Origin of the sequence: Rhodococcus sp. DN22 (genome assembly GCF_036669995.1) — a bacterium.
Classification (GTDB): Bacteria; Actinomycetota; Actinomycetes; order Mycobacteriales; family Mycobacteriaceae; genus Rhodococcus_F; species Rhodococcus_F erythropolis.
In genome coordinates, this window is sequence record NZ_CP133326.1 from 2,389,833 (window position 1) to 2,409,716 (window position 19,884).

The following is a 19,884-nucleotide window of genomic DNA, read 5'->3' on the forward strand; positions in this document are numbered from 1 at the left end:
GACGTTGTCGCCGGATCGACAGGAGGACTTCGATGAGTGTCATCGATGCGCAGATCGCCAAGCTGGATTCGGATCGACTCGAATGGACGTCGGCCTGCCCGCTGAGCCATCTGATCCCTGGACGCGGGGTCGCCGTGCTTCTTCGCGGCGGCGAGCAGGTGGCGCTGTTCCTGCTAGAGGACGGCACACTGCGAGCTGTCAGCAACTTCGATCCGTACGGGCGCGCCGCGGTGATGTCACGCGGACTCGTCGGCGACCGGGACGGTGAACCGATCGTGGTCTCGCCGCTGCTCAAGCAGGCGTTCTCGCTGGTCGACGGCCGAGCGATGGACGACTCCGCGGTCGCGCTGCCGGTATACGGAGTTCGCGTGTGGGCAGGCGTCGTTCAGGTACACAGCCTTCAGATGCAGGGCGTTCGCTCGACTGTCGCCGATGCAGTCTCGTGAGTGACGACATGCCGCTGGCTGGATTCACGGTAGGTATCACCGCTTCGCGCCGCGCCGAGGAATTCGCGACGTTGCTGACTCGTCGGGGAGCGGACGTCGTTCACGCTCCGGCGATTCGGATCATCCCTCTCGCCGACGACCGCGAGCTCGAAAGGGTGACACAGCAGATCATCTCGGATCCTCCCGAGGTGGTTGTCGCCACCACCGGGATCGGATTCCGGGGTTGGCTGGAAGCAGCCGACGGGTGGGGTGAGGCGGAAAATCTCGGATCCGCGTTGGGCTCGGCTCGTCTGCTCGCGCGCGGACCCAAGGCCAAAGGGGCAATCCGCGCGGCCGACCTTCGTGAAGAATGGTCCCCGGCATCCGAGTCTTCCGCCGAAGTGCTCGAACATCTTCTTGCAGAAGGTGTCTCGGGAAAACGAATCGCCGTTCAACTGCACGGCGCCACTACCGAATGGGAGCCGATTCCCGATTTCTGTCAGGTGCTGCGCGACGCGGGCGCCGAGGTCATCGCGGTCCCTGTCTATCGATGGGAACCGCCGGAGGATCCGACGCTGCTCGACCGGATGATCGACGCCATCGCTTCAGCCGGAATCGACGCCGTCAGCTTCACCAGTGCACCGGCCGTTGCGTCGATGTTGATGCGCGCCGACAAGACCGGGGATCTCGGCGACATTCTCGACGCGATGCGGGGTCCGGTGGCGGCAATGTGCGTCGGCCCGGTCACCTCGGCGCCGCTCGAAGCCTTGAATGTACCGACCACAGCCCCGGCGCGGGCACGTCTCGGGGCGCTCGCGCGACACATCGTCGACGAACTCCCGCAGCGAGCCAACAAGATTCAAGCCGGCGAACACGAAATCAGCATCCGCGGCGGTTGCGTAGTCGTGGACGGTGAAGTGAAGCAATTGCCGCCGGCTGCGATGTCGTTGATCCGCACTCTCGGGGCCAGCCCCGGCCGAGTCGTCTCCCGCGACGAACTTCTGGCGTCTCTTCCCGGTGGCGGCGGCGACACCCATGCCGTCGAGACCGCCGTCGCCCGATTGCGCGCGTGCCTCGGTGCGCCCAAAGCCGTTCAGACCGTGGTCAAGCGGGGCTATCGACTTGCCCTCGACCCCGGCGACTACGTCCAGAATCCAGGTGACTATGCAACGCGATGACGATGTGCTCGTACTGGTAGCTCACGGCACGCGTAGCCCACGTGGCGTGGAAATGGTTGCCGCCCTTGCCGAAGCCGTCGGCACGCGCGTCGGACGCACGCGCGTTGCCTTCGTCGATGTGCTCGGTCCGTCACCTTCTGAAGTCCTCCGGGACACTCCGGGGCGAGCGATTCTCGTACCGGCCTTCCTGGCGTCCGGCTACCACGTTCACACCGATGTTCGACGCGAAGTGGCGATCAGTGAGCACTCGGCTGTGACTGTGACGCCCGCACTCGGACCCGATCCGGCGCTTGCGCGCGTGCTGCTCCGACGCTTGACCGAAGCGGGGTGGAGTCCAGGCGACGCGATAGTGCTTGCTGCCGCCGGGTCCTCCGATGCGCGGGCGCTGCGAGACGTCGAGCGTGCCGCGCTGATGCTCGCCGAAGCGGCGGGGATCCGGGTGGACATCGGATACATCGCGACCGGGGAACCGAAGGTAGCCGATGTTGTTGCAGCAGCACGCGTTCGCGGCGCGAAGCGAGTGTTCGTTGCCTCGTACCTCCTCGCACACGGACTGTTTCACGAAAGATTGCACGCTGCAGGAGCCGATGGTGTGACCGAACCGCTCGGCGTCGATCCGGGAGTGGTGGACCTTGTCGTGAATCGGTATGAGAGTGCGCGAAGGGAACTAGTATCGCTGCATGACGTCTCACTCCGTAACGCCGACGTATGCCGACCTGGTCGCCGCAGTTCGTGAATCCGACGTCAAGGCACAGGCTCTCATCGGCGGTCTGACCGAAGAGCAGGCGCGTGAGCCCTCCGGGCTCCCCGGGTGGAGCCGGGGACACGTCGTGACGCACATGTCGCGCAACGCCGACGCGCTGGGCAGATTTGTCGCCGGAGTGCAGGGCGGCGAATCGGGGGAGATGTATCCCGGGGGACCGGACGCGCGCAATGCTGCAATCGAGGAAGGTGCAGATCGCCCGGCTGAATTGTTGGCTCTCGACTACCGCTTCTCGGGAACGAGACTGGTCGACGTGTTGTGCGAGATCCAGGCAGATCGACTGGACACGCCGGTGCCGTGGCGCAAACCTGTGACGGCATTCGATCTGCCGATTCTGCGCTGGAACGAGATCGAGATTCACCTGATGGACCTCGACATCGGCTACACCTGCCACGACTGGCCTGCCGAGTTCGTGGAATTCACTCTCGCCCGTCAGTTGGGCGCACTCGAGACAGCGGTCCCGGGTGTACGTGTTCCTTCGCTGTCGGATGCGGAGACCTTGGCCTGGTTGGTCGGGAGGCCGACGAGGGTGGGGCTGCCTACCCTCCCTGCCTGGCCTTTCTGAGACACGGCCTTTCTGAGAGTTAGAACAGGGTGGGGGCGCTGACGTCGTTGCGTGCTTGGGCCAACCGCGCACTCCACCGTTTCACCAACCACATCTCGACGATCTCGGGTTGGGTGCCGGCGGCATAGGCCCAACTGTCGAGCAGTTCGCAGTACCGGCGGTAGCGACGCGTCGTGAAGCCCGTGACGGAAGGATCCTCGAGCCAGCCCTCGTGGATGAGTGTCGAGACGCCGTACTGATCGATCATCTGAGCGCGTCGGCCTTCGTCCTGTACGCCCACCGCCCACATGAAAGCGGCCATGAGTGATACCCCCACGCCGGGCGTGAGTGGCCACCCGGACCAGGTGTCGCGCCGCACGACCGGCATCGACTTGTTTTTCGAACAGTGATCGAGAATGGCTGTGATCTGGGTCAGCGGATCCTCGTCTTCGCGGTGATGCGGATTGAAGACGTTGGGGAACCGCCGCGTGAACCGTCTGCTTTCGTGCGAGCCCTGCCAGGCCGCGCAGAGAAAGAGCAGTCCGAGGCCGTCGTGCTGGGCGACAACGAGGTCGCTCGACGGGCGAAGGTCGTTGCGTTGAACGATGGCTCGGCCTTCGGTGATCACTTTGCCGTCGAGATCACGCCCGCGCAGGCTGATGGTGTGGCCGGCGTCCTTCAGGTGCGCGTTCCACCAATCCAGGTCGACGGTCGCTTCGTCGTCGAGGACGTGCAGTGGAAAGGTGCGGGAGCGGCACCACTCGACCAATGCGTCCGGCGGTTCGAATCCTTCGTCGACACGATTCATGGCGCGATGATCCCACGAGTCGCCGACAGGGGTTCGTCCGACGCGCAGGTCACCGAGATGGAACCGGACACTCGCGGTACGCTCCGCTCATGAAATTGGCGTCCTCGCAGGTGCGGCCGGCGCTGTGGACGGTAGCCATCGCCTTGACGGCCACGGGTCTGAGCGGATGCATCGGTGCCGTCGATCGGATGGATTTCGACAACCAGATGCGCGAACGTGGCGGTGGGATGACGTCGGAGTTGGTGCGAGGCGGGTTCGACAGCCTCGCAAATAGATACGGCGTCGACGCGATATCGGTGACCAGCATCGACATCAGCCCGATCGAGACGCTCGGCGTCACCGTTCGTGACCCCGGGAAGCCGTCACAGCTCGACAGATTCTCTTTCGACGGCGTCATTCTCGGCGAGCCCATCCCCGTGCAAGTCAGTGTCACCGACGATCTCGATGCGCGATCGTTCACGCTGGATCAAGTGCCGGCATTGGCGAATGTCGAGAAGTTGGTCGACGACGCGCTGGCGAGCAGCGGAGTCGACGACGGCGAAGTTTCCGGGATCTCGGTCAGTCGCACCGAGTCGATACACGCCTCCGTGATGGTGGAATCCCCACGCTCGCGAGTACTTGTGGTCTTCGAGCCTGACGGAACTCCCTTTCTGGTGCAGCCGCTGTGAGCCGCCGAATCGCTCCGTTACTGATCTCGGTAGCGGTGATCGTGGTCGTGGGAATCTTTGCCGCACTGCTGTCTTCGGTGATCTGGCCCGGCCAGGTCGCGCACTTGGCGCCGATCTTCTGTGAAGAACCGACATCGAGCGCGATGGTCGTCTCGGATTCCTTTACCGACGGCGACGGTACGTCCACCAATTTCACGCTGTACTGCGTCGGACCGCGCGGTCAGACCGTTGATGCCGGCTGGCTGCTGCCGTTCTTGGTGCTGTGGGGCGTGTATTCGCTGGTGCTCGCGATCGTGGTCGGCGTGATCGTGCTGGCGGACGTCGGCCGGCGCAGTCGCCGAAACCGCTGACCCTATCAGCGTGGGAGGACGACCAATTCGGCGACGGCGCCGTCGTCGGAGTGTGCCGGTACGAGTGCAAACGCCGAGCGTTCGATCAACCCCGCAAGGTGCGCGGTACGTACAGACGGATCGGCGCGCCAGCGACCGTCTTCGGATTGTGTCACCGGCAACAGGCGTACCGCATCGGAACTCACCGCAGCGGCATTCTCGATGATGCCGAGTAGTGGCGGCGGCGTGTCGCTTCCGGTCAAGGCGGCCACGACGGTGGGCAGCATCGTCAACAGGGTGGTCACGGCGGCATACGGATTGCCGGGGAGGCCGAGAACCACCAGGCCACTGGGCAGGACGGCCGTTATCTGAGATCCGCCGGGGCGCGAGGCGACTCGCCCGACAATCGTGCGAGCGCCGAGTCGATCGAGCGCACTGCGCATTTCGTCGGCAGCGCCGCCTCCCGTCGCGCCGATGACGACGACTAGATCGGCTTCCTGGTCGACTCCGTCTGCGAGCACCCGCTCGAAACTGTCCGCAGTGTCTCGCAGGTGCGAATTCGCCACGCACCGTACGCCGTTGCTTTCCAGTAGGTAGGGGAGAATCCCGCCGACGGAGTCGCGAGTCTGACCTTCACGCAGTGGACCGGTCCGCCGGATCTCGTCGCCGGTGACTATCAGGCGTGCCCGTACCGGACCACGGACGAGGGCGTCGAACACTTCACCGCTGGCAGCTGCGGAGATCACCGCCGGAGTCACCGCGGTACCTGTCGGGGCGATCGTGAATCCGGTGGTCCAATCTTCCCCTCGTGGTCGAGCGTCGTTGCGGTGCGGCGCATCCGGCATTCTCCGTACCATCCGAGATGGCCCGTCGACGGACAGATACTCGTCACGAATTACTGAGGTGGCGCCGAGGGGCAGGTGTGCTCCCGTGGCAATGCGAATCGCTTCACCTTCGCCGAGTTCGAGTTGCCCGTCGGCGCCCGCGATGCGGATCTCGGTGCGGATTCGCCAAGGGCCCTCGCCGGAGACCGCGTACCCGTCCATCGCCGAAACGTCTGACCTGGGAAGATCACCCAGGGCGACCAGAGGCTGCGCGAGCGTTGCTCCGAGGCTGTCGGCGAGATCGGCACGGTGCGGCGGCAATGCTGTCAGCGAGTTCCTGACGGCGGCGCGGGCTTGATCGACCGTCAGCCGCGGATGGCTTCGCGCGCGATCGATGTCTTCCGGTGTGTCGCAGTCGGTCGTACCAGCGACACTCAGCGTCGAGAACGGCTCGGTGACAATCGCTTTCATAGGTTGGTTCTCCAGCCCCGAACTCTCCCGCAATGTGGACAGGCGTTGCCGGAGTTCGCGAAATGTCCATGCGGAGAACAGGAATTGGGTTCGGTTGTTCTCGTCCACGGCACACGTCACCGGATTGTCCGTCGACGTGGCAGCGATCAAGGCGTCGACTGATTCGGCCTCGATGTGCGGCAGGTCGGACGCCAGCACCACCACCACGGCGTTATCGGGTAACCGGGTCGCAGACAACCCGGCCCAGATCGCCTCGACAGGGCCGGCTCCGGCCGGAGATTCCTGAGTTTGGGTGATTCCAGGATCAAGTTCAGGTCGATGCGGGCCGACCACGACGACGGCGTCGAGATGCGACGTTGCTGAAAGCGCGATGTCGAGGAGCCTGCGACCGTGTACGAGAAGGCCAGGTTTGTCGACACCACCCATTCTGGTCCCGCGACCACCCGCCAGAATGACGGCGGCAGTCGGCGGCGTGGTGGTCATGCCTCCATGCTGCCCCATCGCCGGGGTGAGGACGACCGGTGACACGGGATCAGAAGTGAAACCGTGCCTTCTTCAGGTCGATCCGACCCTCCTTGATCGGTACCCCTTCGAGTTCGAGCTTGGCGATCTGACGATGAGCCAGGTGCGCCGACGGTTTGCCGGAGGCGCCGAGAACCCGATGCCACGGCAGGTCGGCAGAGTCCGTCCGCATGATCCAACCGACCGTGCGAGCACTGGAAAGTCCTGCAGCATCAGCGATATCGCCGTACGTCGCCACGAAACCGGCGGGAATCGACGCGATGAGTCGCCGTACCTCTTCGATCTGCTCTTCGGTGGTGGCTGCCATGTCGGTTCCTTCAGAGCACGCTGCGAACGAGGGCGGCGACTTCGTCGGCCCGCACGTGCGGGACCATGTGGTCACAGTCGAATTCGACGCTGGTCAGATTTTCACCGAGGTGCTCGGTGAGCGCTGCCCGGAACTCGTCGGTGACGTACGGAGGCTGGACTTTCATTGCTTGAACCAGCACGGTCGGCATCGAAGGCGGTGGCAGCACGATCGGGCGAGCGAGTTCGCCCCACCCGGTCACGATTGCGGGCGTGGACAGGCGCCAGTTGACGCGCCCGTTGCCCAGTTGAATCAGGTGCTCGGCCATCTCGACGTCGAGGTCCTGGGTGGGAACCTCACCCCACGAGCCGTGAATCTTCTCGGAGTACGCCTCGGCCGCATCGGTGTAATCCGGTGAGCCGATTGTGAGTTCGGCCACTTCCTGCATGAAAGTCGGATCCAAGCCGATCGCTGGATCGAGCAGAACGAGCCCACGAACGCGTTCCGGCGCGGTGGCCGCGAGGTGAAGCGCCAGCATTCCGCCGAACGAATGCGCGACGATCACCACCGGTCCGTTTGCATGTTCGTCCAGTGTCTCGAGCAGGCTCTCCACGTGGGATTCGATGTTCCACGGGGGAGCCCAGGTCGAGCGCCCGTGACCGCGCAGATCGGGCGAGATCCAGCGCGCTTGGGGCAGTTGGTTCTCGGCCATCGACTGCCAACGGCGGCCGTGACCGGTCAGACCGTGCAGCGAAAGGATCTCCGGCGCCCCGACGGGTCCGTAGAGATACGTATGGAGTGCAGACACGAGGTCAATCATGCCGGATGCAGGCGATGTGTGAGTTGTCGGTGCGCTCTGGTGGAATGCCTGGGTGAGTGAGACGGCAACACGCAGCAAGGTCACCATTCCGCGGGCGCGGTTGGTGCACCGAACTGCGCCGTCTCCGATACCCCGAACGTGGGATGAAGGGACGACGCGGCTCTTCGCGCCGCCGTCCGAGGATCCGTTCCAGCTCGCGTTCGGCCCTGTTTCTTTCGGTTCGGCAGCGGCTTGGAATCCCTGGCAGGTACTCGGCAGTCCCGGAACCGGCAAGACGTCCCTTCTCGTGGATCTGGCAGTGCAGAAGATCTCGGGTGGCGAAGATCCTGAATCGGTCCTGGTGCTCACCCAGTCACGCCGAGCCGCGACGCAGGTCCGCGAGCAGATCACAGCTGGGTTGCTCGGGTACCAACAGGAACGCGGACCGCAGGCAACCCGTGAGCCGCTGGTACGCACCGTTCACTCCTACGCCTTTGCCGTTCTCCGGCTTCAAGCCGCAGCACACGGCAACGCGCCGCCACGCCTGATCACCGGCGCCGAGCAGGACTCGGTGCTCCGCGAGATGTTGCGCGGCGACATCGAAGACGGTGCGCTCCGGTGGCCGGAGCGCCTGCGACCCGCATTGGGTTTGAACGGCTTTGCCGTCGAACTTCGAGATCTGATGCTGCGAGCCAACGAGCGCGGGCTCGGCCCCGAAGATCTGGTCAAGCTCGGCAAGAAGCGTGGCCGTCCGGAGTGGGTGGCGGCCGGGCGGTTCGCCGAGGCCTACGAGCAAGGCGTGCTGCTGCGCGGCAGTGTCGGTGTCGAGGCTCCGGAGGCGACGGCGCCGGCGCTCGACGCGGCCGAGTTGATCGGTGCGGCCTTGACCGCGTTCGCCACCGATCCCGAATTGCTTCGCTCCGAGCGCGCTCGGATCCGGCACCTCCTTGTCGACGACGCACAACATCTGGATCCGCAGGCGGCGCAACTGGTTCGGTTGATCGGAACCGGAACTGCGGGCACGATCATCGCCGGTGATCCCGATCAGTCCGTCTTCGGATTCCGCGGTGCGGATTCGGCGTTCCTGCTCGGACTGGCCGAGCGCGGAGACGAGCGCCAGATCGTTCTGCCCGTCACGTATCGCAACAACGCCGACGTCGCGTCGATCGCGGCCAAGATCGCTGCGCGGCTGCCTGGCAACTTGGCTCATCGCATCGCGGTTCCATCCGATCTCACCGATGAGAATCCGGGACGGGCGTCGGTGCGGGTTCTCGGTACGACGGCCAAAGAAGCGGCAGTCGTCGCAGATACCTTGCGGCGGGCGCATCTGCTGGACGGGATTGCGTGGTCCGACATGGCCGTCATCGTGCGGTCGGTCCCGCGCACTCTCGCCCCTCTCCGGCGAGCCCTGCTCGCGGCGGGGGTGCCCGTCACGACCGCTGCCACCGAATTGCCGCTCGCGCGGCAACACGGAGTGTCCGGCCTGCTGCTGGTCCTCCGGGCGCTCGGCGGCGATCAGTTCACCGGCGACGACGCGCTTGCCCTGATGGCCGGTCCCATCGGCGGCGCCGAACCGGTCACCCTGCGCCGATTGCGTCGTGGCCTGCGCCGAGTCGAGTTGGCATCGGGAAGTGATCGGGAATCCTCGGAGTTGTTGCGGCTCATACTGATCGACGAGGATCGTGCGCAGTCCAAGCGCCTGATGGGCAAGCTGACAGACGTCGAAGCTGCGGCCCTCAATCGCGTGCTGTCGGTCCTTCGCAAGGCCCGAGTGCCTCTCGAGCGTGGTCTCGGGGTCGAAGAAGTTCTGTGGGCGGCCTGGCAGGCGACGGGGCTGGAACGGCGCTGGGCGGCTGCGTCGGCGCGCGGCGGACCGATCGGCTCACAAGCCGATCGAGACCTCGATGCCGTAGTCGCACTCTTCGACGCGGCTGCCAACTACGTCGACCGGCTGCCGCGTTCGCAACTCTCCGGTTTTGTCGACTACTTGACCAGCCAGGAGATACCGACCGACTCGCGGAGCCGATCGGTCATCGCTCCCGACGCCGTCACCGTGGTCAGCGCTCACGCCGCGGCGGGGCGCGAATGGGCGGTGGTGGCGGTGGCGGGTGTGCAGGAGGGGCTCTGGCCGAGTTTGCGGGCACGCGGCTCGCTACTGCGTACCGAAGCACTTATCGACCTGGTCAACGGAGTCTCCGACGGCAGTGACTCGGCTGCCGAACGACTCTCGCGAACCGCGCCGCTTCTGGCCGAAGAACGCAGGTTGTTCCTGGTCGCCTGTAGCCGTGCTCGTCGCCGTCTGCTGATCACCGCAGTCGAATCGGCTTCGGGGGACACCGACTTGGTGCCTTCGCGGTTCGTGGACGAATTGATCCGTGGTGACGCGTACTCGGACGACCCGTCCTCCGATCTCGACGTCGTTGCACCCGAGACCGGGGATACCCGGGTTCTGTCGCTGCCTGCACTGGTCGCACAGCTTCGCAGCGTGGTGTGTGATCCCGACATCGCGCATTTCGACCCCGAGAAGCATTCTCGGGCTGCTCGCCAGTTGGCCCGTCTGGCTGCGGCCGGAGTACGAGGCGCGCATCCGGATCAGTGGTACGGCACAGCCGAGCCGAGTACCGCTGCTCCCATGTGGCAACCCGAGGACGGACCGGTTTCACTGTCCCCGTCCACCATCGAGCTTCTCGAAACATGTCCTCTCCGATGGGTGTTCGAGCGCCACGGTGGCAGCGACGGAGACAACACTCATGCGATCGCCGGTACGCTGGTCCATACCTTGGTGCAGGCACTGGCCGGCCGGATTCCACCGGATCAGGTCGAGAAGGCACTCGAAAATGCCTGGGAATCCATCGATCTGGGATCGCAGTGGTACTCGCGCCGTGAACTCAATCGAACTCGGGAGATGCTGGCGACGTTCACGGCCTGGATGAACGCAACTCGCGGTGAGCTGACCGAAGTCGGCGTCGAGGTGGCGGTCGAGGGGGTCCTCGAACCGCGCGAAGAAGGAGCGCCTGCGGTCAAGCTACGTGGCCGGATCGACCGGCTCGAGCGCGACACCGAAGGTCGTCCAGTGGTTGTCGACGTCAAGACTGCGCGAAACCCCGTCAGCAACGAGGCCGCGCAATCTCATGCGCAGTTGGCGGCGTACCAGGTCGCAGCGGCCGAAGGTGCGATTGCCGGCGAACCGGCCACACAACCCGGCGGTGCGCGCCTGGTATTCGTGGCCAAGTCCAACAAGAAGGACGGTGCGGCGCAGCGAGTTCAGCCGCCGCTGACGGCCGAAGCTGTCGAGATGTGGCGAGACGTCATTCACAACGCAGCGGCAGCGACCCAAGGGCCGCAGTATCTGGCCAGGGTCAACGACGGATGTAGACATTGCCCGGTGCGTTCGAGTTGCCCGGCACACGACGAGGGACGACAGGTGAGTAACTAAGTGGCTGCCGCGACGCAGAAGGCACGCCGACCGAAGATCGACCCTGTCGACCTGGCGGTCGCGCTCGGTCAGCACCCTCCGACGTCCGAGCAGGCAGCAGTGATCGCCGCACCGCTCGGTCCGACATTGGTGGTCGCCGGCGCCGGTGCCGGAAAGACCGAGACGATGGCTGCTCGCGTCGTGTGGCTGGTGGCCAACGGCTTCGTCGACCCCGAGGCGGTTCTCGGCCTGACCTTCACGCGCAAAGCGGCGCAACAGCTCACGTCGCGAATCCGCAAGCGGTTGGCGCGGCTGGCGGGTTCGGACGTTCTGCGGGCACTCGACCCGACCGGCGGAGTGCGTTCCCGGATTCTGGCCGGCGAACCCGAAGTCAGTACCTACCATGCTTACGCGGGACGGTTGCTCTCCGAACACGGACTGCTGTTGCCCATCGAACCCTCGGCGACGTTGTTGTCCGAGACCGAACTGTGGCAGGTTGCGCACCGCGTCGTCAGCGGCTGGGACAGTGATCTGGACACCGACAAGAATCCGGGTTCGATCACCGAGACCGTTCTGGCTCTTGCCGGTCAGTTGGCGGAGCACCTGGTCGATCCCGAGCAGTTGCTCGAGGCACACACCGAGCTGGACAAGCTGATTCACACTCTGCCCGCCGGCCCGAAACAGCGGGGTGGACCGAGCAAGGAGCTGTTGAATTACCTTGATGTGCAACATAAGCGCATCGAACTGTTGCCTCTCGTCGCCCGGCTGGGTGAGACGCTGCGGCGTGAAGGCGCATTGGATTTCGGCAGCCAGATGTCGCTGTCTGCCCGGGTCGCCGCCGAGCATCCCGAGGTCGGGCAGACCGAGCGTGAGCGCTTTCGGGTGGTTCTTCTCGACGAGTACCAGGACACCGGTCACGCTCAGCGAGTGTTGTTGTCCTCGTTGTTCGGTGGGGGAGCCGACGGCCGTTTGGCGCTGACGGCCGTCGGCGATCCGATGCAGTCGATCTACGGTTGGCGCGGCGCGTCGGCGGCCAACCTGCCCCGGTTTGCAACCGACTTCCCGCTTGCCAACGGAAAACCGGCTCCGACGCTCGAACTGCTCACCAGTTGGCGTAACCCGCCGGAGGCTCTCGAGCTGGCTAACCTGTCGTCGGCACCGTTGCGTCGACGCGGCGTGGCCGTCAGTACCCTGCGTGCACGGCCGGGAGCCGTCGCCGGAGACGTTCGACTGGCGCTTCTGGGAGACGTCGAACAGGAACGTCAGTGGGTGGCGGAGAAGATCGCCGAAGAATACGAGGCGGCACGTGCCGAAGACCGCCCGACGCCCACGGCAGCGGTGTTGATCCGCCGGAACGCCGATGCCGCTCCGCTGGCCGAGGCCTTGCGGTCCAAAGGTCTGCCGGTCGAAGTGGTCGGACTCGGTGGGCTCCTGCACACACCCGAGGTTGCGGACGTGATCGCCATGCTCCGGGTGGTCGCCGATCCGCTTGCAGGAAGCGCTGCCGTTCGGCTGCTCACCGGCGCGCGATGGCAGATCGGCGCGAAGGATCTCGCCGCACTCTCTCAACGCTCCCGCGAACTTGCCATCTCCGCGGGATACGGAACGGCGGGTGCGGTCACCGACGCCGAGGCGCTTACCTCGGCGGTCCACGATGCTCTGCCCGGGGAGAACGCCGAGCAAGCAGGATTGGTCGACTCGATCTCCGATCCAGGCCCGGCAGAACGCTATTCGGCTCTCGGGTACACACGCATCAACGCGATAGCGGCAGAGTTGGCGTCGTTGCGCGAACGTATCGGCCAGCCGCTCACCGAATTGGTGGCGGAGGTCGAGCGGGTGCTCGGGATCGGAATCGAGGCGGGCGCACGGACCCGAGTCGGCGTCGTCGGGACCGCGGGCCGCGAGCATCTCGACGCCTTCGCCGACGTCGTCGCCAACTACGCGACGCGTCCAACTGCCAATCTGACCGGGATGCTGGCTTTCTTCGCGGCAGCCGAACAGATCGAAAAGGGCCTCACGCCAGGCGAAGTGGAGGTGGCGCCGGATCGGGTCCAGATCCTGACCGTGCACTCGGCGAAGGGGCTCGAATGGGAAGTAGTGGCGATCCCGCATGTCAGCGACGGGGTGTTCCCCTCGTCCACCGCGTCCGGATCGTGGCTCGGGGCGCTCGCCGAACTGCCACCGTCGTTGCGTGGTGACCGGGCGGTCGACGCGGATTCGGCCGACGGAGTTCCGGTGCTCGACCTCGAGGAGCTCTACAACCGCAAGGACCTCGAGAACGCGATAACAGCGCACAAGAAGGCCTTGTCCAACCGTCGACTGGACGAGGACCGGCGGTTGTTCTACGTCGCGCTGACCAGAACCGAACGGGCGCTGTTCATCTCGGCGCATCACTGGGCGGAATCCGGTTCGGAACCGAAGGGGCCTTCGGAGTTCCTGGACGAGCTGCATCAGATGGTCACGGCCGACAACGATGCCGATGAGGAAGACTCACGCGGTGCGATCGGTGTCGTGGAGGAATGGGCGCCGGCCCCGGAACCCGATACCGAGAACCCGTTGGCCGCCACGCCCCGTACGGCGCAGTGGCCGCCGGATCCGCTGGGTGCGCGGCGCGGCGCCGTCGAGGCCGGAGCCGCGAGCGTCCTGTCCGCACTCGCATCGCTGCCGCAAGACAGCGAAGAGGCGGAAGAACCGGAGGACGATCCGGAGAACTGGGCCTCGGACGTCGACGTTCTCCTGGCCGAGCGCGAGGCCCGCGCAAACGCGCGTGCCGAAGTGATTCTCCCGGCGCAGCTTTCGGTGACTCAGCTCGTCGACCTCAAGGCAGATCCGGACGAACTGGCGGCTCGCCTACGTCGTCCGCTGCCGTATCCGCCCAACCCGTTGGCTCGTCGCGGAACCGCTTTTCACGCCTGGATCGAGCGAAGGTTCGGTGCGACTCGGCTGTTGGATCTCGACGAGCTACCCGGCGCCGCGGATACCGGCGCGGGTCCCGAGACCGACCTGGTGAAACTTCAGGATGCGTTCTTGCGGTCCCCGTGGGCCAATCGCAGCCCGATCGAAGTGGAAGTTCCTTTCGAAACATCCATTGCCGGAACGGTTTTGCGCGGTCGGATCGACGCTGTGTTCGCCGATCCCGACGGCGGATGGACGGTGATCGACTGGAAGACCGGTGCCGAACCGTCGGCCGCCAACGAGGACGCTGTTGTGATGCAGTTGGCCGCGTATCGGGTGGCCTGGGCCGAATTGATGTCAGCCAGAGCTCGTTCGGCGGGGCGCAACGAACAGTTTCCGGCCGACAAGGTGCGGGCGGCGTTTCACTACGTTCGATCGGGTCGCACCATCGCACCCGAGAACCTGCCGGACGGTGAGGCTCTCGCTCGCCTCATCCGAACGGCAGGCGCGCAAGATTAGCTTGCGTTTCGGCGAGCCTTGAGTGCTTCGGTCACCAGCGGAACCTGCAGGGGGAGACGTGCGATCGAACCGATCTTCTGCGGGGTGGACGTCTTCGGGCTTCGGCACCAGTCGATCGCCATCTGGATGTTGGCGGGGAACACGGCAACAAAGAGCGCGGCGGCAAGGCCCGCGCCGAGCTTGCGGGTCTTCGGCACGGCCAAGGCAGCGCCGATCGCCAGTTCCGCGACGCCGGACACCTGGGTGTAGGTGCGGGCCTGTCCGGGAAGCTGGCGGGGAACGGTGCTGTCGAAGAACGAGGGCGCTACAAAATGCATGGTGCCGGCGCCGAGAAGGAGGGCCGACAAACGAAGAGCGGCTGCTTGGCTGGGAGTGGACGTCGAACCGGTGAAAGGCATTTGCCCAGCCTGCCTCACGGTGGACCTTCTTGCCACTACCGGCGCCACGACCCGCACGCTATTCGGCGCCCGAGTTCCGAAGTCGATCTTCGAGGGTTACGCTGCCTGCCGATGTCCGTGTAGGTATTTCGTAAGTTCGAGTGAGAGAGTCGATGTATGGCCGGTAAGCTCCGGGCGCGTTTGACCAGGTCGGAAGCATTGACCGATCAGCCTGACTTCGCCCTTGTCGGGGTGCTGCGCATTCCCCAGCTACAGACAAGTCCGGCGCGGGCCATCTACAAGCGAGTTCTCATCGCGTTGGGTGCCCTCGGTGCCGCCGTGTTGATCGTGTACATCGATCGCGCCGGATACCGAGACGCACAGGACAACGAGCTTTCGCTGCTCGACTGCATCTACTATGCGACGGTTTCGCTCTCGACCACCGGCTACGGCGATATCACTCCGTTCACTCCGTCGGCGCGCCTGGTCAACGTCCTGTTGATCACGCCACTTCGAATCTTCTTCTTGATCGTGTTGGTCGGAACCACACTTTCAGCTCTGACCGAGAGTTCGCGTCAGGCGTTCAAAATTCAGCGTTGGAGGCAGCACGTGCGTAATCACACCGTCGTCGTCGGATACGGGACCAAGGGGCGGACGGCAATCGAAGCAATGCTCGGTGACGGTGTACCGGCGTCGGAGATCGTGGTCGTCGATACCGATCAGACAGTCCTCGACTCCGCGGCGAGCAAGGGCCTGGTGACGGTGTTCGGTTCGGCGACGAAATCGGACGTACTTCGGTTGGCAGGCGCGCAGAATGCGTCGTCGATCATCGTGGCTACGAATCGTGACGACACCGCAGTGCTCGTGACGCTGACAGCCCGCGAAATCGCGCCGAAAGCCAAGATCGCCGCAGCCATCCGTGAAGCCGACAACGCGCATCTTCTGCGTCAGTCCGGCGCAGACTCGGTGGTCGTGTCCTCGGAGACGGCAGGTCGACTCCTCGGCATCGCGACCACAACGCCCACTGTCGTGGAGATGATCGAAGACCTTCTGACCCCGGAAGCCGGATTCGCGATCGCCGAGCGCGCAGTCGAACGTGACGAGGTCGGCGGCTCTCCGCGTCATCTCTCCGACATCGTGCTCGGGGTAGTTCGCGACGGCCGTCTGGTTCGCGTCGGTTCGCCCGAGGTGGACGCCGTCGAGGAGAACGATCGCCTGCTCTACATCCGCCGCGTCACGAACTGAGTGCTGCCGAGCTTCGTGCGCGCAGTAATGTCGTGAGCGTGAACGACTTCCAGCTGACCGAAACACCGCTGCTCTCACGCTCGAGCGTCGGCCGCGCCGAGGAATTGCGGTCGGATGCCGCCGCACTGACCACGGGTTGGGCGGACGCGCTGCTCCTCCGTGTGAATTCACGGGGTCAGGTCAAGGTCTCACCGGAAGGTCAGTTGGTCTTCGCCGAGGCAACCGAACTGGGTCCGGAACCGGTGCGCGGTGCAGTGTTCCTGGGAATTCGGGAGAATCGCCACGTCTGGGCGGTGCGGGTGTCGCTGCTGGCGGGCACGTTGTCCGAATTGCGCATGCTCGGCGGAACACTCGACGACGCGGACGCCGGTTTGTTGACCGGTGCCGTCGCGATTCTCAACTGGCACGACAGTGCCGGATTCAGCGCTATCGACGGCGCACCGAGTGAACCCACCATGTCCGGCTGGTCACGCATTTCCACGTCCACCGGCCACGAGGAGTTTCCCCGAACGGATCCGGCGGTCATCTGCCTGGTGCACGACGGCGGCGATCGAGTTCTACTCGCGCGTCAGCCGACCTGGCCGCAGCGACGTTTCTCGATTCTCGCGGGATTCGTCGAGGCCGGGGAGTCGCTCGAAACGTGCGTTGTCCGCGAGATCAAGGAAGAAGTCGGCATCGACGTGCACAGCGTTCGATACCTCGGGAGCCAGCCTTGGCCGTTCCCTCGCTCGGTGATGTTGGGCTTCGCCGCAATCGGCGACCCCGCCGCTCCGCTTCTGTTCGCGGACGGCGAGATCGCCGAGGGCACCTGGTTCACGAAGGACGAGGTGCGTGCCGCTCTCGAACTCGGCGACTGGGGTTCGGAAGCGGACGCGCCACTGCTGCTGCCCGGCTCGATCTCCATCGCTCGCGGAATGCTCGAGAGCTGGGTCAAATAAGTGCTGGGTCAGACAGCTGCCTGAAAGGCTCTAAAGACCCAGGGCCTGCTTGACCTGGTTGAGCGACGGGTTGGTCGCGACGCTGCCGTCGCCGTACTTCACGGTCGGAACGACGTGATTTCCACCGTTGACGCTGCCGACGAAATCGGCTGCTGCCGGATCGTTCTCGATGTCGATCTCGGTGTACTCGATCCCCGACGCGTTGAGCTGCGTCTTGAGGCGGCGGCAGTAGCCACACCACGTGGTCGAGTAGATGGTCAGGGCAGGCGCATTTTCGGTAGAAGTCACGGCCGATATAACACCACGACCGAGAGCGTTGTTCCGTATCGGCCCGTGTTCTCTTGCCCACATACCGTCGGGCGCGGCGAATGGCGTGTCGGAACGTCCTGCCATGATGGTCCCCATGCCTGCGGACACCGGACTGGATCCAGAACAATCGGCCGCCGTGCTCGCGCCACGCGGCCCGGTATGTGTCCTCGCGGGCGCTGGAACAGGCAAAACCCGCACCATTACCCGCCGGATCGCGCATCTGGTTGCCGACGGCCATGTCTCCGCCGGCCAGGTGCTTGCCGTGACATTCACAGCGCGAGCGGCCGGCGAAATGCGTGGACGGCTTCGTGAGCTGGGGGTTGGTGGAAGTGGGCCGCAGGTACAGGCTCGCACCTTCCACGCCGCCGCTCTTCGTCAACTCAAGTACTTCTGGCCGCAGGTGATCGGTGACACGCCGTGGCGTCTGCTCGATCGGAAGTTCGCGGTTGTCAGCAGTGCCGCCGCTCGTGTCGGGTTGTCCACCAGTACGGAAAGCGTGCGCGACCTCGCCAGCGAAATCGAGTGGTCCAAGGCCTCACTGATCGCGCCCGAGGACTACCCACGCGCGATAGCCAAGATTCGTCGCGAGGCGCCGGTCGAGGCCACCAAGGTTGCGCAGGTCTACGCGGCATACGAAGAGCTGAAGGCACGTGGCCAGGACGGAATGCTCCTCGATTTCGACGATCTCCTACTTCACACCGCGGCTGCGCTCGAAGAGCATTCGACGGTTGCCGACGAGTTCCGCGAGCGGTACCGCTGCTTCGTGGTCGACGAGTATCAGGACGTCACCCCGCTGCAACAGCGGGTGCTCGACGCCTGGCTCGGCGACCGCGACGACCTGACCGTGGTGGGCGATGCGAATCAGACCATCTACTCCTTCACCGGCGCCACCCCGAACTATCTGTTGGATTTCTCGCGGAAATTCCCCGAAGCGACCGTCGTCCGGCTCGAACGGGACTACCGCTCCACCCCTGAGGTCGTGTCGCTGGCGAACCGCGTGATCGGTGCAGCGCGCGGACGGATCGCCGGGACGCGTCTTCAGTTGATCGGGCAACGCGCTCCGGGGCCTGAGCCGGAGTTCATGGAGTTCGACGACGAGCCTGCCGAAGCGCTCGGCGTTGCGCGGGCGATCAAACGGCTGATCGCGGCAGGCACTCCAGCGGCCGAGATCGCTGTTCTGTATCGGATCAATGCTCAGTCGGAGGCGCACGAGCAGGCACTCACCAAGCTCGGCATTCCGTTCCAGGTGCGTGGTGGAGAGGGCTTCTTCACCCGCACCGAGGTCCGTCAGGCAGTGGCGGCACTGCGTCAGGCCGCCGGACGAGACGACCTCCCCGAAGGCGCAGACAACGGCGAAGCGCTGGTTTCACTGGTTCGCGCTGTACTCGCGCCACTCGGTCTGACCAACGAAGAACCTTCGGGCACGCAAGCCCGCGAGCGCTGGGCGTCGCTCTCGGCTCTCGTGGCGCTGACCGAAGAACAACTCGTCCACGAACCCGAACTGTCGCTCACCGGGCTTCTACAGGAGCTAACAGCCCGAGCCGAGGCGCGGCACCCACCGACCGTGAAGGGCGTGACGTTGGCTTCCCTTCACGCGGCCAAGGGGCTCGAATGGGATGCGGTGTTCCTGGTCGGCCTCAACGACGGCACCCTGCCGATCCAACACGTTCTCGGCGACGCCAATTCGGGCGCCGACGACGTCGCGGTGGAGGAGGAGCGTCGGCTTCTGTACGTGGGGGTTACCCGCGCCCGCGAGCATCTGCAGCTGTCTTGGGCATTGGCTCGCAATGAGGGTGGACGCAAGTCCCGTCGCCGGTCGAGGTTCCTCAACGGGCTCATCCCCGAGGACTCACCGGCTTCGCGCGTTGCCGCGCCGTCGTCGGGGAACAAGAAGCGTCCGCGCTGCCGCGTCTGCGGCAAACCGTTGATCGGGACGTCGGCGACAATGCTCGGGCGCTGCGAAAAATGCCCGTCCAATGTCGACCTGGAATTGCTCGAGCACCTCAAGGCCTGGCGTCTGGACAAGTCCCGAGAACTCAAAGTTCCGGCCTATGTCGTCTTCAGTGACAACACACTGATGGCTATTGCCGAACAACGACCACAGGACAATCGTGGACTGGTTTCGATCCCTGGAATCGGGCCGAAGAAACTCGACAACTTCGGAGAAGACGTACTAGCTGTCATTCGCGGCGAACTGCGTGCGGCAACACTCGATATCTGAAATGCATCCGAATCGACAACGGTGAGTTACATAACCGCAGGTCAAAAATAGGTTGTGCAGATTCGACGAATTCTCTACTCTGGTTTTCAGTGTTACGGGGCAACCTGTGCGCAGAAACTATCCGGACCGACACGAAATGGAGGTGGCAAAAAAATGACGAACTTGATCTCGTATGAAGCGTGCGCAAGCGCAAAGTTCGCTGTTGCCGCCCCCATGCTGCCGCGTGCAGCGGGATGGGCGCAGCATGCGTTCCGCCTGCGCCCTCAAGCAGCAGCAAAGAAAGCAGCTGTCGAGTCCGTGTTCTTAAGCCATCGAGGTATTTCTCGGTAGGACACATCCGTTCACTTA

General features: G+C 64.8%; 17 protein-coding genes. 11 read left to right on the forward strand and 6 right to left on the reverse strand.

All coding sequences use genetic code 11. From position 1 onward, the window contains the following. The first annotated feature begins 32 nt into the window (after nucleotides 1-32). The 4 genes from nirD to RA302_RS10955 are packed head-to-tail and all read left to right on the forward strand — an operon-like array spanning nucleotide 33 to nucleotide 2,931. Nucleotides 33-446, forward strand: coding sequence for a nitrite reductase small subunit NirD (gene nirD / locus RA302_RS10940; protein WP_338480617.1), 414 nt, complete (start codon nucleotides 33-35; stop codon nucleotides 444-446). Next, nucleotides 443-1,603 (forward strand): uroporphyrinogen-III synthase, encoded by a 1,161-nt coding sequence (locus RA302_RS10945; protein ID WP_019747814.1) that lies wholly within the window; start codon nucleotides 443-445, stop codon nucleotides 1,601-1,603. The genes nirD and RA302_RS10945 overlap by 4 nt, the downstream gene beginning before the upstream one ends. Further along, nucleotides 1,590-2,339: a sirohydrochlorin chelatase gene (locus RA302_RS10950; protein ID WP_019747815.1), complete on the forward strand. Its 750-nt coding sequence runs from the start codon at nucleotides 1,590-1,592 to the stop codon at nucleotides 2,337-2,339. Before RA302_RS10945 ends, RA302_RS10950 begins: the two co-directional genes overlap by 14 nt. Next, the gene (locus RA302_RS10955) at nucleotides 2,284-2,931 is read left to right on the forward strand and encodes a maleylpyruvate isomerase family mycothiol-dependent enzyme (RefSeq protein ID WP_338480620.1); all 648 of its coding nucleotides are present in this window, start codon (nucleotides 2,284-2,286) and stop codon (nucleotides 2,929-2,931) included. The genes RA302_RS10950 and RA302_RS10955 overlap by 56 nt, the downstream gene beginning before the upstream one ends. Before the next feature lie 19 nt (nucleotides 2,932-2,950). Here RA302_RS10955 and RA302_RS10960 read toward each other — a convergent pair whose 3' ends face one another. Continuing rightward, nucleotides 2,951-3,718, reverse strand: coding sequence for a hypothetical protein (locus tag RA302_RS10960; RefSeq protein WP_003942311.1), 768 nt, complete (start codon nucleotides 3,716-3,718; stop codon nucleotides 2,951-2,953). An 89-nt stretch (nucleotides 3,719-3,807) separates the two neighbouring features. Between RA302_RS10960 and RA302_RS10965 the strand changes: the two genes are divergently transcribed. Beyond that, on the forward strand, nucleotides 3,808-4,386 hold the full coding sequence (locus RA302_RS10965; protein WP_338480624.1) for a hypothetical protein: 579 nt from the start codon (nucleotides 3,808-3,810) through the stop codon (nucleotides 4,384-4,386). Further along, nucleotides 4,383-4,736: a hypothetical protein gene (locus tag RA302_RS10970; RefSeq protein WP_338480626.1), complete on the forward strand. Its 354-nt coding sequence runs from the start codon at nucleotides 4,383-4,385 to the stop codon at nucleotides 4,734-4,736. The genes RA302_RS10965 and RA302_RS10970 overlap by 4 nt, the downstream gene beginning before the upstream one ends. 5 nt (nucleotides 4,737-4,741) lie before the next feature. Here RA302_RS10970 and RA302_RS10975 read toward each other — a convergent pair whose 3' ends face one another. From RA302_RS10975 to RA302_RS10985, 3 genes are read right to left on the reverse strand one after another with little or no spacing between them, the layout of a single operon-like run. Next, nucleotides 4,742-6,493, reverse strand: a complete 1,752-nt coding sequence (locus RA302_RS10975) for an NTP transferase domain-containing protein (RefSeq protein WP_338480628.1) — start codon at nucleotides 6,491-6,493, stop codon at nucleotides 4,742-4,744. A 49-nt stretch (nucleotides 6,494-6,542) separates the two neighbouring features. Next, nucleotides 6,543-6,839 carry an MGMT family protein gene (locus RA302_RS10980; RefSeq protein ID WP_019747820.1) on the reverse strand — a complete coding sequence of 99 codons (297 nt, stop codon included), beginning with the start codon at nucleotides 6,837-6,839 and terminating at the stop codon, nucleotides 6,543-6,545. 10 nt (nucleotides 6,840-6,849) lie between these two features. Beyond that, nucleotides 6,850-7,635: an alpha/beta hydrolase gene (locus tag RA302_RS10985; protein ID WP_085989608.1), complete on the reverse strand. Its 786-nt coding sequence runs from the start codon at nucleotides 7,633-7,635 to the stop codon at nucleotides 6,850-6,852. 55 nt (nucleotides 7,636-7,690) lie between these two features. Between RA302_RS10985 and RA302_RS10990 the strand changes: the two genes are divergently transcribed. Continuing rightward, nucleotides 7,691-11,053: an ATP-dependent DNA helicase gene (locus RA302_RS10990; protein ID WP_338480631.1), complete on the forward strand. Its 3,363-nt coding sequence runs from the start codon at nucleotides 7,691-7,693 to the stop codon at nucleotides 11,051-11,053. After that, complete coding sequence (locus RA302_RS10995; protein WP_338480633.1) at nucleotides 11,054-14,446, forward strand: ATP-dependent DNA helicase; 3,393 nt, start codon at nucleotides 11,054-11,056, stop codon at nucleotides 14,444-14,446. Here the strand turns inward: RA302_RS10995 and RA302_RS11000 are convergent. Then, nucleotides 14,443-14,844 (reverse strand): hypothetical protein, encoded by a 402-nt coding sequence (locus tag RA302_RS11000; protein ID WP_003942341.1) that lies wholly within the window; start codon nucleotides 14,842-14,844, stop codon nucleotides 14,443-14,445. The two genes, RA302_RS10995 and RA302_RS11000, sit on opposite strands and share 4 nt — an antisense overlap. Before the next feature lie 156 nt (nucleotides 14,845-15,000). Here RA302_RS11000 and RA302_RS11005 point away from each other — a divergent pair, with 156 nt between their 5' ends. Together RA302_RS11005 and nudC are read left to right on the forward strand one after the other, a co-directional pair. Further along, nucleotides 15,001-16,068 (forward strand): potassium channel family protein, encoded by a 1,068-nt coding sequence (locus tag RA302_RS11005; RefSeq protein WP_003942296.1) that lies wholly within the window; start codon nucleotides 15,001-15,003, stop codon nucleotides 16,066-16,068. A 38-nt stretch (nucleotides 16,069-16,106) separates the two neighbouring features. Further along, complete coding sequence (gene nudC, locus RA302_RS11010; RefSeq protein WP_007731249.1) at nucleotides 16,107-17,006, forward strand: NAD(+) diphosphatase; 900 nt, start codon at nucleotides 16,107-16,109, stop codon at nucleotides 17,004-17,006. A 30-nt stretch (nucleotides 17,007-17,036) separates the two neighbouring features. Here nudC and RA302_RS11015 read toward each other — a convergent pair whose 3' ends face one another. Next, entirely contained in the window at nucleotides 17,037-17,294 is a 258-nt protein-coding gene (locus tag RA302_RS11015) for a mycoredoxin (RefSeq protein WP_003942350.1), read from the reverse strand. A gap of 103 nt (nucleotides 17,295-17,397) precedes the next feature. On the opposite strand from RA302_RS11015, the gene RA302_RS11020 reads away from it, so the two are divergent. After that, the gene (locus tag RA302_RS11020) at nucleotides 17,398-19,536 is read left to right on the forward strand and encodes an ATP-dependent DNA helicase UvrD2 (protein ID WP_338481168.1); all 2,139 of its coding nucleotides are present in this window, start codon (nucleotides 17,398-17,400) and stop codon (nucleotides 19,534-19,536) included. Nucleotides 19,537-19,884 lie beyond the last annotated feature (348 nt).

Excerpts from the sequence above, each read along its gene's own strand:
- nirD (WP_338480617.1), top strand. The coding sequence starts at position 33 with ATGAGTGTCATCGATGCGCAGATCGCCAAGCTGGATTCGGATCGACTC.
- RA302_RS10950 (WP_019747815.1), top strand. The coding sequence starts at position 1,590 with ATGCAACGCGATGACGATGTGCTCGTACTGGTAGCTCACGGCACGCGT.
- RA302_RS10955 (WP_338480620.1), top strand. The coding sequence starts at position 2,284 with ATGACGTCTCACTCCGTAACGCCGACGTATGCCGACCTGGTCGCCGCA.
- RA302_RS10960 (WP_003942311.1), bottom strand. The coding sequence starts at position 3,718 with ATGAATCGTGTCGACGAAGGATTCGAACCGCCGGACGCATTGGTCGAG.
- RA302_RS10965 (WP_338480624.1), top strand. The coding sequence starts at position 3,808 with ATGAAATTGGCGTCCTCGCAGGTGCGGCCGGCGCTGTGGACGGTAGCC.
- RA302_RS10975 (WP_338480628.1), bottom strand. The coding sequence starts at position 6,493 with ATGACCACCACGCCGCCGACTGCCGCCGTCATTCTGGCGGGTGGTCGC.
- RA302_RS10980 (WP_019747820.1), bottom strand. The coding sequence starts at position 6,839 with ATGGCAGCCACCACCGAAGAGCAGATCGAAGAGGTACGGCGACTCATC.
- RA302_RS11000 (WP_003942341.1), bottom strand. The coding sequence starts at position 14,844 with ATGCCTTTCACCGGTTCGACGTCCACTCCCAGCCAAGCAGCCGCTCTT.
- RA302_RS11005 (WP_003942296.1), top strand. The coding sequence starts at position 15,001 with ATGGCCGGTAAGCTCCGGGCGCGTTTGACCAGGTCGGAAGCATTGACC.
- RA302_RS11020 (WP_338481168.1), top strand. The coding sequence starts at position 17,398 with ATGATGGTCCCCATGCCTGCGGACACCGGACTGGATCCAGAACAATCG.